Source organism: Microbacterium saperdae (assembly GCF_006716345.1).
In the GTDB taxonomy this organism is placed as follows: Bacteria; Actinomycetota; Actinomycetes; order Actinomycetales; family Microbacteriaceae; genus Microbacterium; species Microbacterium saperdae.
The window spans coordinates 1,325,941-1,339,681 of the sequence record NZ_VFOX01000001.1 but is presented as its reverse complement, the minus strand read 5'-3'; the positions used below and the strand labels follow the sequence as shown (position 1 = coordinate 1,339,681).

The following is a 13,741-nucleotide window of genomic DNA, read 5'->3' as shown; positions in this document are numbered from 1 at the left end:
CGTCCGCGGATGCGGGTGCGTACGTCGTCGTCGGCGTGGAACTCGGGCGCTCCTAGATCGAGGTTAGGCTGGCCTTACTTCACCAGCTGCACCCGGATCGGCACATTCTTGTCCACACACCCCACCCCTGTCCTCCAGGCGATCCCTTCTGCCCCGACGCGCACGGCGATACGGCCGGGAGCACCCGCGCTGATCTGGATCTCCGCGGGCTCCGCCGAAGCGACGCTCGACTCGTCCCGGTGGTCGCTCGATGCCGGGCAGGCGCTCTGGGTACCCGCAGGCACCGGGGCGGTGGTGCGCGGGGCGGACGGCTGCTGCGTCGTGCCGATCCGCATCCGAGAGGAGGATCACCAGGCCGGTCCGCGAGCGCCATTCGTCGCCGCCGTCGCCCCGCACGCCGAGTCCGCGCTCCTGGCCGCATTCACCCGCAGTCTCGGCGTGCTCCACAGCGGCGGCGTCCGCGCTGCCGACGTGCTCGGGTGGATCGGGCACCCGACCGCGGCGATCACGGCACCCGCCATGCCGTCATCTCCGGATCTGCGTCGTATCGCCGGCGCGCTCCTCGCGGACCCGACGCGTTCCCCCGCGACCGTGGGCGCCGATCACGGGGTCGGCGCAAGCGTGCTGGCCAGGCGGTTCCGCGCCGAGACCGGATGGACCCCGCTGCGCTGGCGCACCAGGCACGTGCTGGGACGCGCCGCCGAAGAGCTGCGACGCGGCCGCCGTGTGGCCCTGGTCGCCGCGGAGCACGGATACGGGAGCCCGCAGGCGTTCGCCCGTGCGTTCCATCGGGAGTGGGGCGTCGCGCCCTCCGAGCTCGCCGAGCAGGCCCGCGGAACCGTCGAGGCGCGACGAGGCGGCGCCGAGCTCGGCCCGCAGCGCAACGGGTACCACATCGTGATCTGGGTCGCGGTCGGCAGCGTCCAGCTAAACCTCGACGACCGCACGGCCCTCGTCCGCGCGGGCGACATCGCGTGCCTCCCCGCCGGCACGTCATGCGGCTTCCAGGCAGGCGCCGATGCCGCGGTCATCCCGCTCGGGTGGCTGCCCGGAGGCATCGACGTCGGTGCCGGGCTCATCGCCCATACGGACGCGCACGCGCCACTCCTGCGTCTTGCCGCCTGGGCGTACGCGGACGCCGAACCCATCACCGGCGGCGACCCGAGGATCGTGCTGCAGACGCTCCTGCGTCTGGGAGAACCGAACAGCATCCCGATGCCGATCGTCGATGCGACATACGCGCTCCTCGCACGCCTGGCGGAGCAGCCGCAGGACAGCAGGTCGGCCGCTGAGCTCGCCACACAGCTCGGCATGCCCCCCGCCCAGCTCCGCAACGCCGTCGAGGCCCTGACGGGCACGACGCTCGCGACATGGCGCGCCCGCACGCGAATGTCGTGGGCGCGGCGGTTGCTGCGCGAGGGCCTGCATGCGTCGCAGGTCGCCGCCCGGGTCGGGTATGCCGACGCCGCCGCCTTCAGCCGCGCATTCCGTCGGGCGCACGGCTACTCGCCCAGAGGATTCTCAAAGGCACAAGCTCAAAGTGCTGGGACATGATCAAGGTGTCCGGGAAACCGGGTCAGGCCCCGTGCAACGAACTCCGCACCGGTGAGCGATACCTTCCTCGCAGCCCGGCAATCCAGCTGGACGAGCAAGGTCGAGCCCGGTCTGCTTCGAACCTGGCTGTTCGGCATTGCCCGCAAGACGTTGTCGTGATATCGCCGCGGACGCATTCGCCGATCCGCGTTGAGCGACAGGGCTCGGGCGACACTCGCTGCGGATATCACCATTCAGTAGACCGCAGCCGCGGGCGATGACGAACTGGACGAGCACGTCCGCTCCCTCATCGCCTAGCTCCCCGCGATCGACCAGGAGATCGTGCGCCTGGTCTACTGGGACGGGTTCACGTAGGAGAAAGTCCCATCGATCCTCGGCAGGACAGCTACCGTGATCCGCGCCGGACTGTCCCGCGCACGAAAGGTGTCAAGAGATCACCTCGCTGAGAGCAGCGACATCGAGTGACGCACCCCAACGCGCCGCTGACACCGGAAGTTCGACGGCGCGTTGCGTCGTTGATCGTCGACGGCGGACAGAGCGCACGGCGGACAGCTAAGCGCTTCCAGTGCGCACCGTCTACCCCACCAGAATGGGCACGCCGATACTGCAACGCACAACTCACGGATCGCAGAGCCCGGCAGCTTTCTCTCTCTCTCCCCCCCCCGTCGCGGATCCCTACGTCGCCTCGAGCACCGCATCGTCTCGTCGCCGTTCACTCGTCAATGGGGACCGCGCCCCCATCCGCGCCCCGAAGCCGACCAGGTACGAAGCGGATCACCCCGGCGACCTCGTGCACGTCGACATCAAGAGACTCGGACGACTCCCGAACGGCGGGGGGCACCGAGTACTGGGGCGACAGGCCGGCGCGCGCAACAACAGGAGCAACGGCAGCGGATACGCCGACCTGCGCCACGCGGTCGACGACCACTCGCGCGTCGCCTACTCCGAGATCCTCGACGACGAGCAGAAGGAGACCGGGGCGGCGTTCTGGCGTCGCGCGGAAGGCTTGTTCCTCTGCCAGTGGAATCCAGGTGTCGGCCGTTATGACCGGAAACGGCTCCTGCTACTGCTCACACGTTTCGCAGCCGCGCTGAACCGGGTCAACCACCGACGCACCAAGCCCTACCGGCCGCAGTCCGATGGGAAAGTCGAGCGGTTCAACCGCACGCTCGCCCTGGAGTGGGCCTACGCAACGAGTTACGCCAGCGGGGAAGCCAGGGCCGCGGCTTACGACACCTGGCTCCATCACAACAACCACCACGGACCCCACACCGGCGTCAACGGTCAAACACCATCAGACCGCGTTCACAACGTCCCAGGAAACTGGGCCTAGCACGCCTATCTTGAAGAACCGACGGACCTCGGCAGTCATCCGGCACTGATGAACACGCTGCAAGACCAATATCATATTCTCCCCCGCTGCCCACACGGTTCGCCCACTCCTCCTGCTCCCGAGCCGGAGAGCAAGGGGCCGCGCCCCTAGCGAGGAGACGCCCACGCCAGCGTGTGCAACTTGATCCTCATACCGGGATCATCAGGGCTATAACGAAGCATCCGACTCACCAAAACCGCAGACGTCACGGGCAGGTGCTGGGGAGGTAACCTTGGGTCACTAGATCGACCCAGCTATACAGGTCGTCGATGAGTGGCGAATCCTCGGCGATCACTCCCATGTGAGTGCGTCCCGGATACTCGTGGGTCTCGACTGCGCGTCGCGCCTCACACAGGCGTGCATCCAGTGTCCGCTGCGTGTCGATGGGGATGACCTCGTCGTCTGTCCCTTGCCCCAGAAAGAGGGGCGCTGGCACGACACCGTCGGCAATGTTCTCTGCAAGACGATCGTGAGTCGGACCGGACCCGACATCGATCCGGTAGAGCGGTGAGTCGAGCCTCAAGGCTGTGCCGACGAGCACCGATATGAGGGTGGTCGCATCGGTGACACACCGGCGCGCGAAAGTCTCCACGATGCCTTGGCCTGCGGGGTGCACCGAAGCGCCGAGATCAACGTCGGCATACTCGTCTGCATATGGCACGAGTACCAGCGAGGTGACGACTTCGCCGAGCGCGCTGGAACGGGCACCGGTGATCCGCTCAGCCAAAGCGAGTGGATCGGAAGCGGCTGAGAGGGCCGCGACGCCGAGGATGTCGATTTCTGGTGCGTAGTCCACTGCGATCTGTGCTGCCCAAAGAGTCGCATGACCACCTTGCGAGTGCCCCCACACCCATGCGCTGGAGGATGCGTATGCTCCGTCGATCTGGCCCGCAGCGCGAATGCCGTCGAGAGTCGCGCGACCTTCCCCCTCGCCGATCAGATAGGGATACCGCCCTGTGGTTCCCTGGCCGGGGTAGTCCGTGGCGACCACGACCCAGTCCCTGTCAATAGCGCGGGATATCCCCGGGATCGCGTACTCCGTGAGCGCCTGATCGCCGACGCTGGGGGCGCATGCTCTCGCTACTCCGGTGGTGCCGTGCTGCCACGCCAAGATCTGCCTCGGCTCTCGTGCGGGGGTATCGGAATACGCCACGACGGCGCTTGCGAGCGCGGGCGAGCCATCGGAGTAGGTCGTCGCGTAGAGAATCCGAATTGCGTGCACGCCAACCGGCAGAGCCCCGTCGTAAGGGGCGGTTCGGAGGACTTGTCCGGGCACCGCGGGAATCTCCGTGTCCCATGAGTAGAAATCGTCCACGGTCGGGAGATCCCCGCGCAATTGCACCGAACTCCATGCCGCGCCCATGACAAACACCAGGACCACGAGTGCGCCGATCATCCGCAGCACCGGCCTCTGCGGTCTGGCGCGCCCGTTACGCGAGCGAATTGCACGCAGGAGCAGGATGATGCCGCTCCCGAAGATCGCGAGGGCGAATCCGGCACCGCACGCGATTGTCGCGACGTCCGGCCATACCCAGACCAGAACAGCCAGCAACATGCTCGCAATCGCATACGCGACGCCCGTCGTGCGAGTCACCGTCGTTCCGCGCTTGACGGAAGCGAACACGAGCCACGTTCCACCGACGACAAGCAAGACCGCAACGAATGCCGGAAGCCAGCGGACAACAGCAGGGAAGAACACGACACACAGGGCTGCACCCGAAACCAGCGCCGTAGCGGCCGCCCATCGCCACCCGATCGCTCGCTCCCCAGCGACCATGAGCCCCGCTCCTACGATCGAGCAGACCGCAATGGCACCCACCAGACCGGCTACCGCGGTGAGCGGTCGAACGACAAGCAATCCGCCGATCACGATCAGGAGAACACCGATCCCCGCGATGACCACGCGGCCGCCGATCGTGTGGGTGAAGTCGCGCACTTGGCTCACGCTGATCAGATTACGGGAATCGACGTGTCCGCCCTGGCGAACAACAGGGCCCACTTTGGGGGAGTGCGTGATGGAAACGCATGTACGTATCAACAGAGCCCCGCAACAGTTCCCCCCGGTGAGCAGGCGCGAAATTTCGGCGTCGCGCTGGGAGCAGTTATCGTCGATCCTAAGCGACGCCGGTAGGCGAAGGAGTGTCGGAATGTGAGTGGTGCAGTGTTTGAAACCCCAGGGATCGGTAAATTGTCGTCCGCACGTCGTCCACGCGGGACGCTCGTGGCTCTGTTTGCAGTATTGCTCGCATTTACAGGAATGCTCACGTACGGGGCAGTCCCTGCAGCAGGAGCAGCATCCGGTTCGGAACTCACGAACGAGACCTTTGAGGGTTCGTCCGTCACCGATTCGCGATGGGTCGGCTTCGGAGATGCATGCGTAACCGGCGCGCCAGCGGGCGCCGCCAGCCCGGCCGGGGCTTCCAACCTAGGCGGATGCAGGAAATCCGTCGATTCGCCCGTGCTGGGCACGGACCCCGGGTACCTTCAGCTCACTGACAACTCCGGTGGGTCGACGAGCAACGTTCTCTACGATCGCGCATTCCCCTCGTCAGCGGGGCTGGTAATCAGCTTCACCCAATATCAGTACGCGACCTCTGGCACGGGTCTCGGGCCCGCCGACGGAATCGGATTCTTTCTCACAGACGGCGCCTACACGCTCGACCAGCCCGGTCCGACCGGCGGTGGTTCCGGAGGCGCGCTGGGGTACGCGACGATCGCCGGACAGGACGGAATCGAAAACGGCTACCTCGGCGTCGGGCTCGACGTGTATGGAAACTTTTCCCGACAGCCATACGTCGGAGAGGCCTGTGAAGCCTCCCATTCCTCCGCCGCTCAAAGCGTTGCAGTTCGCGGTCCCGGAAACGGATCGGAGGGCTATTGCCTTCTCTCGTCGACGCCATACCCGAATCTACGTGGCTCCGACCTCTCCGATGCTGGCCGAGAGGTGGAGATCGTTGTGAGCCCCACGAGCGCAGAAGATCCGTACCCCACCATCACGGTATCGATCGACGGGTCCGTTGTCTCGACGGTGCAGATGACTGTTCCCGCACCTCCGACGTTCAAAATGGGCTTCTCGGCGTCCACCGGAGGCGGTCATGAAGTTCATCTCGTGAAACTCTTCGCCGTCTCGACCGTCGATCCCCTCGGTGCGATCAGCCTCGTCAAATCCGTCGATCACTCGACGCAGACCGGAACGACGAAGACGACCTTCACGGAAGGGGATCGCGTTCCATACAGTTTCCTCGTCACCAATACCGGATCCGAGGAAGCTCTCCGAAACATCGTCCTCAGCGATCCTAAGATCGTCGACGTCGTCTGTCCGGCTACGACTCTCGCGATTCAGGATTCGTTCGTGTGTACCGGCACGTACGGCCCGCTGACAGCCGAAGAGGCTCACGCGGGATCGTTCGAGAACACCGCGACTGTGAACGGGACCACCACAGTGTCTTCCACTCCGGTCGAAGACACATCCACGGCGGTGGTACCCACCTATGTGCTGAATACGTTCGAAGTCTCAAAGACAATCACTGGCCCAGCCGCACCGGCGGTCGCGGAGGACACCTCGTTCACGGTCGACTACCAGTGGACCGGGGGTCGTGCGGATGCAACCGAAGGTAGCGGTTCTCTTACCGTCTACAACGATGGCGCTGCGGTCAGCAGCGACCCCATCCCGGAGGGTGCCTCTGTGAGCCTTTCCGAACAGGTTCCGACCGCAATCCCTGGAATCATATGGGGGGCTCCCAGCTTTACGCCGAGTACCTTCACGATGAACCGCGACACCCCTGTCCAGGTGCTGCTTGAAAACCCGACTGCGCTGCAAACCGGCGCCTTTACACTCACGAAGACCGTTGGCGGTCCGAACGCCGGCCTTGTACCAACGGAGACCGAGTTTTCCGTGACGTATTCCTGGACAGGAGGCATCTCCGGTTCTGACGGCCAAGCGACGATGACAGTCAAGAACGACGGGACATCGGTGACGAGCGCGCCCATTCCCGTCAACGCCACGGTCACTCTCGAAGAGACAACGCCCCCGACAGTCGACGGAATCTTCTGGGCTGAGCCTTCCTTCTCCCCTTCCACCTTCGACATCTCCACTGAGACACCGGTAGAAGTCACTCTGACCAACCCGACGCTACCGACGGGAACCTTCTCCATCGTCAAGAAGGTCGTCGGGGACGGTGCTGATCTCGTTGCAGCCGATGCAGCATTTCTCGTTCACTACAGCTGGTCGAACGGAACCGGCCCGAACAATCGAGGCGAGGGCACAGTGACCGTGCGCAACGATGGGACTGCGGCCACTAGCGGGGCAATCCCCGAAGGTGCCGTCGTGGAGCTGTCGGAGCTCACACCTGAGAGGCTAGACGGGGTGACCTGGGGAACGCCGATCTTCAGCGACAACTCCGTCACCGTCTCGGGCGGCGAGAGCGTTCGAATCGAACTCACCAACGTTGCAACCGTGGCGTCTCCCTCCGCAGGCCTCGCCACGACGGGATCGAGTACCGACGGTGGGATGCTTGGACTGGCCTTCGGTGCCCTCATCGTTGGCGCGATTCTCGTCGCCATGCGTCGGCGGACCCGCCAACTATAGCGCGCACTCGGCGTGAAAGCTCCCTGCCGGTCCGGGGCTGAGTACAAGCGGTCGTCGCAACACGACGTTCTCCGAGCGCACACAGGCGCCCTTCCCGATAGCGAAGGGCGCCTGCCTCGTCGAGCGGGACCATGTTTCATCATCCGACGGGGAGGATCGCAACGCGCCACAAACTCGCTCGGATACCGCCTCACAAGAAACACGTGCATGTGAGTCCGCAACCATGAATGCTCGACCCCTCCGGGGGCGATGCCCCGCGACTGCGCGCCAGTGATGCTGATGCCGCCTTTGGACATCGCCTCCACAGCGACGTGATTGAAGTGCTCGGTCGGCTGGGAGTCGACGAAGCGGACCGCAATCCGGTCCCCGATCATCGCACAAATCGCCAGGACTACACTGGAATTAGGTGTTGGCAACCCCGCCTGCGCTGAACCGGCGAAGGAGGAAATAGTGTCGGATACGCAACGCATAGCGCGGCATGAAGATGGATTCAACCGGGTCGAACTCAACCCGATCTTCTCCAGGCCGGGAGAGGCGACGACGCTTCCGAAGTTCCTCTTCCCCGAAGAGGAATCGCTCCAGGAAACCGCCCATCAGATCGTCCACGACGAGATGATGCTCGACGGGAATGCCCGACTCAATCTCGCGACCTTCGTCGGCACCTGGATGGACGATCACGCATCTCGGCTCTACCTCGAAGCCGCCGACAAAAACATGATCGACAAAGACGAGTATCCGCAGACGGCAGCCATCGAGACGCGGTGTTGGCGTATGCTCGCCGACCTCTGGCACGCTCCGGACCCCACCGAGACCATCGGGACATCGACGATCGGATCGTCCGAAGCATGCATGCTAGGCGGCCTCGCTCTCAAGCGCCGCTGGCAGCACGCGCGCCGCAGCGCTGGAGAATCCACCGAGAAGCCGAACATCGTGCTCTCCAGCGCAGTGCAGGTGTGCTGGGAGAAATTCTGCAACTACTTCGAGGTCGAACCAAGGTATGTTCCCATCTCCGACGAGCATAAGGTTCTCGACGGTCACGGCCTCGAGAAGTATGTCGACGAGAACACCATCGGCGTCGTCGCGATCCTCGGCGTCACCTACACAGGGATGTACGAGCCCGTCGCGGCCATCGCCGCAGCGCTCGATCGCATCCAGGAAGCCACCGGAATCGACGTGCCCATCCACGTCGACGGCGCGTCTGGTGCCATGATCGCTCCCTTCCTGCAGCCGGATCTGGAATGGGACTTCCGCATCGAGCGCGTCGCCTCGATCAATACTTCAGGACACAAATACGGCCTCGTCTACCCGGGGCTCGGTTGGGTCGTCTGGCGGGACATCACCGCGCTCCCCGACGACCTGATCTTCCGCGTCAACTATCTCGGCGGCAACATGCCGACATTCGCCCTGAACTTCTCCCGCCCCGGCGCGCAGGTCCTCCTGCAGTACTACCTATTCCTGCGACTGGGACGCACAGGTTTCCACGCCGTGCAGCAGTCGACCCAAGACGTTGCACTGTACCTCTCGAGCGAGATCGCGAAGATTCCGGCCTTCGAACTCTGGAACGACGGCTCGGACATCCCCGTATTCGCGTGGCGCCTACGAGATGGTTACACACAGAACTGGAATCTGTACCACCTGTCGGAACGGCTCCGCATGAAGGGTTGGCTCGTGCCCGCGTACCCGATGCCGGCCGACCTCGTCGACATCACCGTCCAGCGCATCGTCGTCCGCAACGGGTTCAGCCACGACCTCGCCTTCTCGTTCCTCGCAGACCTCCGGGACGCAGTCGCCTACCTCGATGCCCTCGAAGGCCCGCTGCCCGCCGAAGGCCAACACTCCGGATTCCACCACTGACCCAGCGCACAAGGAAGGGACGAGCTGATGTCTCACCACGAGTCCGCAGGACCGGACGAGCGCGCGGACGGCACTCAGGCCCCTACGGCGGAACACGTCAAACCTCATCCGTACGGCCGATCAGGTAACCGCCGCCCAAGAAACCACACAGGGCCGGCGATTGGCGCACCCGCGGCAGGAGCGACGACCTACATGTCGGTCGTGCAACTGTCAATGCTCACGGTGGTATTGGTGGCGTCGCTGCGATCCCTGCCCGCAATGGCCACCTATGGCCTGGGCTCCATCACGCTCTTCATCATCCCCGCGATTCTGTTCCTCGTGCCGACCGCGCTCGTGGCAGCGGAGCTGGCAACGGGGTGGAAAGGCGGCATCTTCACCTGGGTGCGTGAGGCCTTCGGCGAACGCGCAGGGTTCGTCGCGATCTGGCTCCAGTGGATTCAGAACGTCGTCTGGTATCCCACGCAGATCGCCTTCATCGCGGCAAGCCTGTCGTTCGTCGTCGGAAACCCCGATCTCGCACAGAGCGGGATCTACACCGCCATCGTCATCCTCGTCCTCTACTGGGGATCGACTCTCATCACTCTCGCCGGCGGCAACCTCTTCGCCAAAGTCGGCAGCTGGAGCGGAATCTTCGGCACGATCCTCCCCGCAGTTCTCCTGATCGCGCTCGGAGCGCTCTGGCTGGGCACGGGCGAACACTCCGAGACCTCACTGCAGCCCTCAGCGGTCATACCGCCCTGGACGGGGATCGCCGCGATCGTCCTCGTGGTCTCGAACGTTCTCGCCTATGCGGGCATGGAGGTCAATGCGGTGCACGCGAACGATCTGCAGAACCCGGGACGCGGCTTTCCCCGATCGATCGCCTTCGCCACGATCCTTATCCTGGGTGTGTTCATCCTCCCCACAATCGCGATCGCCGTGGCCGTGCCGCAAACCGACCTCGGGGTGACCAACGGCATCAACCTGGCCTTCCAGACCTTCTTCGACCACTGGGGCATCTCGTGGGGCACGCCGGTGGTCTCGCTGCTCGTCGCACTCGGTGCTTTCGCCTCGGTGGTGACGTGGATTGCCGGGCCCTCACGCGGTCTGCTCGCCGCCGCGCGGACGGGGCTGATTCCGCCGTTGCTCCAGCGCCGGAACAAGGCAGGGGTGCAGGTGGGCATCCTCGCGGTGCAAGGAGTGATCGTGACGTTGCTCGCACTGCTCTTCGTCCTCGTCCCCAATGGCAACACAGCGTTCGTCGCCCTGGTGGACATGGCAGCAGCGCTCTACCTCATCATGTACATGCTGATGTTCGCCGCCGCGATCCGGCTGCGCCGGACGCAGCCGAGGGTTGTTCGTAGCTATCGGACGCCGGTGATGCCACTGGTGGCGGGCTTGGGTTTCGTCTCCTGCGCCGCAGCCTTCATTCTCGCCTTTATCCGCCCTTCCGGGTTCTTTGGGCTCTCCGATGTCACGTATCCCCTGGTCGTCGCGGTCATCGTGCTGCTACTGGGCGGCCCTCCGCTGCTCTTTTACGCCATGCGACGCCCGGCCTGGGACCGTCGGAGCGCAGCGGAGAAATCGAGCTCCGACATCGTTCTCGTGAATCCGATACGTCACGAGGACTGAACTCCTACGGGCGCCGCATGATGACATAGCCCACTGCCGACGACGGACTCCGTGTCGCGGGAGACTGTCGACGACGATTCGGGCGAGTCCTCCATATCTTGGATGCAGCATGGCGATGTCCATCCGTATACCCCTGAGGAAAGCGACGCGCGATCTCAGCATCCTCAATGTCGCGACCATCCGCTCGCGACCGGACCGCTCATGGCTGCCATACTGATCGACCTGTCGCGATACGCGGTGAACCTGATCTTTCGCACGGCCGTGCGGAGGCGCGATCACAGGCGCCCGGGGCGCAGACGCCACCATGCCACTCCCGCTGCACCTCGACTGCACGGCGTCCTTGACGGCGACCGGCCCGCGGGGATCGCAAGCAGCTCGGAGCCTGGCGGCTGCCTCCGGAGCAACCGCGCTGCCAGTGCCACCGGACGGCGATGCCCGGCGACGCGCTACGGAAGGTGCCTGCGCCAGCTCAGAGCGACGATGCTGAAACTGATGAGCGCAAGAACCGCGCCGATGACGAACATGACCGTGTATGGGAGCCACGCACCCACTAGCGCAAGAACGGCCGGGATGAAGAATCCGATGTAGGTCAGCGAGTAGTACACGGCCGTGAGCCCCGCGAGATCGTCGGGGCCGGCGATACGCTGGATCTCGCGGAGACCACCAACGAGCAAGAGTCCATACGCAGCCCCGAGCGCGGTAGCGGCGACGGCGACCCACGCCAACGAGTCGAGACCGACCGCGACGGCCGCCAGCACCATCCCCACGACGGTGACTGCGAGCGCCGAGCCGACACCGCGGGCCGAACCGGGGTCATCGAAACGGCCCGCAATCCGCTGCGCGCCGACGCCGCATCCTAGTGCGATCACACACAGGAGCCCGCTCATCGCGATCTCCAAGCCCGGAGCCTTCGACATCATCAAGCCAGGCAGTATCGCGTAAGCACTGGCCGCGGTGCCGAAGACCCAGGGCGCCATGGGCACGACGACGAAAAGGAAGCGACGATGCACAGCGGACGGAATCTTCAAGTCCTCGAGCAACGGCCGACCGTCATCACTTGTCCGCCTACTCTCCGGCACCCGCCACAGCAGCGAGAATGATGCGATGGCTAGCACGATGTGCACGAAGTACGGGCTCTGCTGCGGTGAGGGCCCGAACTGCGCGAGCGCCGCAGCAACCCCCGCGCCCAGGGCAAAGCCCGCTGTGAGGGCGAGCGCCGCACGCCCTGCGCCGCTCCCTTCCCGAGCTCCGGTGTCGAACGGCGCCTGCGACAGCTCCTTCACCCAGGCAGTCCCCACCGCCATAACCAACCCCAGCGCCACACCCGAGAGAACTCGCCCGGCGAACAACACGGTCGGCGATGAAGCGCCGAGCGCGAGCAGAACGCTCCCCGCGACAGCGACGAGCGGAGCCGGAAGGAAGAACGGCCGACGACCGAATCGGTCGGAGAGAGGGCCTCCGAGGATCAGAGCGGGCACGATACCGAGAACGTACGCACCGAGCAGAACGTCGAGCACGAGAGGCGTCATCTCGTCCTCCTGTCGGTACATCACCAGCAGGGGAGTGAATTCGTTACCACCCCACCCGACCGCGAAGAGCGCCGCGCACACGGCCATCCAAGGGCGGATGCGGTGCCGAGAACCCGCCGCCGGGATTGGGAGGGAGTGCGTGATACTCATGGCAAAAGCTCCCGATGTGCACGCCGGATGTGAGATTCGAGCGCGATCCGGAACGCGTCGCTATGCGCACCATCGATCAGCCGCACGAGCTCGGTGTGGTCGTCGAGGACCCCCTCGAGGCGATCCGCGCGCTTCCACAGCGACCGCGCCGTCATCCGCCTCTGCCGATCGCTCAACGACGCAAAAAAGTCCGACAGCAGACGGTTTCCGCCGGCCTCGACGATCGCGGCGTGAAAGTCAGCGTCCAACGTCGCGAAACCGTGAAGGTCCTCCCGCGCAGCGGCATCACGTTGCCCCCCGAGGCTCGTCCGCAGCCGCTCGACAAGCTCGGAACGCAGCCGGGCGTCGCCAGAGACCCGGGCGACGGCATCCGATTCGATGAGAACGCGCGCCCGCACGATCTCCTCGCGTTCGTGCGGCCTCACCTCTACGACGAGCGCACCGCGCTTGGGGTACAAACGCAACCACCCCTCCCCTTGCAGTCGCAGGAATGCCTCACGCACCGGAGTACGACTCATACCCAGCTCGTCGGCCACCGTCCCCTCGCTCATCATGCTCCCCCCGAGCAACGCGCCATCCAAGATCTGAGCACGTACATGGTGATAGGCGGCCTCGGACGCCGACGCGCTGCCCTCCCCGCCGGATTCGCTCACGCCTTCCCCTCCCCTATCTTTCAAGTACATCATAGATACTAGTGGCATACTATTCAAGGTGTCGTCGACGATGTCGAGCAAGCTGTCGATGCGACAGCCGTCCCTGCCGCGGGTTCGGCGAGGGAGCGCATAGCGTTGATCGGTTGTTCTCCGGCTTCACCCGTACGACAGCCGAGAGGTCTGCGCGCCTTGAGAGGGGATAGTCGGTATTCGCGTGCTAATATCAGCGCAGAGTTCAGGCTCTTTCACTTAGTCGATGGAGAAACACATGTACGGAGCGCACGGCGAGAACCGCCAGCGGCGCAATGGGCGCATCGGGGGATCATGCGCCCGCCGTACGACGGTGCTGTAGCAATCGGATCGATCGCGACTGCGATTCTGTCGATCCACGCCGATGAATCGGTGCACCGACGTCTCTCCCACCCGTCAT

Annotated in this window: 7 protein-coding genes and 1 pseudogene; 5 read left to right on the top strand and 3 right to left on the bottom strand. The window is 64.8% G+C overall.

Annotation, left to right across the window (positions count from 1 at the left end):
* Positions 1–108 precede the first annotated feature (108 nt).
* Entirely contained in the window at positions 109–1,554 is a 1,446-nt protein-coding gene (locus FB560_RS06345; RefSeq protein WP_170198079.1) for an AraC family transcriptional regulator, read from the top strand.
* A gap of 461 nt (positions 1,555–2,015) precedes the next feature.
* Positions 2,016–2,887, top strand: a pseudogene (locus tag FB560_RS21100) (integrase core domain-containing protein).
* 244 nt (positions 2,888–3,131) lie between these two features.
* On the opposite strand, the gene FB560_RS06335 reads toward FB560_RS21100, so the two are convergent.
* A complete protein-coding gene (locus FB560_RS06335; RefSeq protein ID WP_141871578.1) occupies positions 3,132–4,871 on the bottom strand; it encodes a lipase family protein in 1,740 nt (579 codons plus the stop codon).
* Between the two features lie 513 nt (positions 4,872–5,384).
* Between FB560_RS06335 and FB560_RS06330 the strand changes: the two genes are divergently transcribed.
* From FB560_RS06330 to FB560_RS06320, 3 genes are all read left to right on the top strand, one after another.
* Positions 5,385–7,514, top strand: coding sequence for a DUF5979 domain-containing protein (locus FB560_RS06330; RefSeq protein ID WP_141871577.1), 2,130 nt, complete (start codon positions 5,385–5,387; stop codon positions 7,512–7,514).
* A gap of 450 nt (positions 7,515–7,964) precedes the next feature.
* Positions 7,965–9,368 (top strand): glutamate decarboxylase, encoded by a 1,404-nt coding sequence (locus FB560_RS06325; RefSeq protein WP_141871576.1) that lies wholly within the window; start codon positions 7,965–7,967, stop codon positions 9,366–9,368.
* Between the two features lie 27 nt (positions 9,369–9,395).
* Positions 9,396–10,979 carry an APC family permease gene (locus FB560_RS06320; protein WP_141871575.1) on the top strand — a complete coding sequence of 528 codons (1,584 nt, stop codon included), beginning with the start codon at positions 9,396–9,398 and terminating at the stop codon, positions 10,977–10,979.
* Positions 10,980–11,425: 446 nt separating this feature from the next.
* On the opposite strand, the gene FB560_RS06315 is transcribed toward FB560_RS06320, so the two are convergent.
* Together FB560_RS06315 and FB560_RS06310 are read right to left on the bottom strand one after the other, a co-directional pair.
* Positions 11,426–12,595, bottom strand: a complete 1,170-nt coding sequence (locus FB560_RS06315) for an MFS transporter (RefSeq protein ID WP_325058561.1) — start codon at positions 12,593–12,595, stop codon at positions 11,426–11,428.
* 59 nt (positions 12,596–12,654) lie between these two features.
* On the bottom strand, positions 12,655–13,311 hold the full coding sequence (locus FB560_RS06310) for a GntR family transcriptional regulator (RefSeq protein ID WP_211349955.1): 657 nt from the start codon (positions 13,309–13,311) through the stop codon (positions 12,655–12,657).
* Positions 13,312–13,741: the final 430 nt, after the last annotated feature.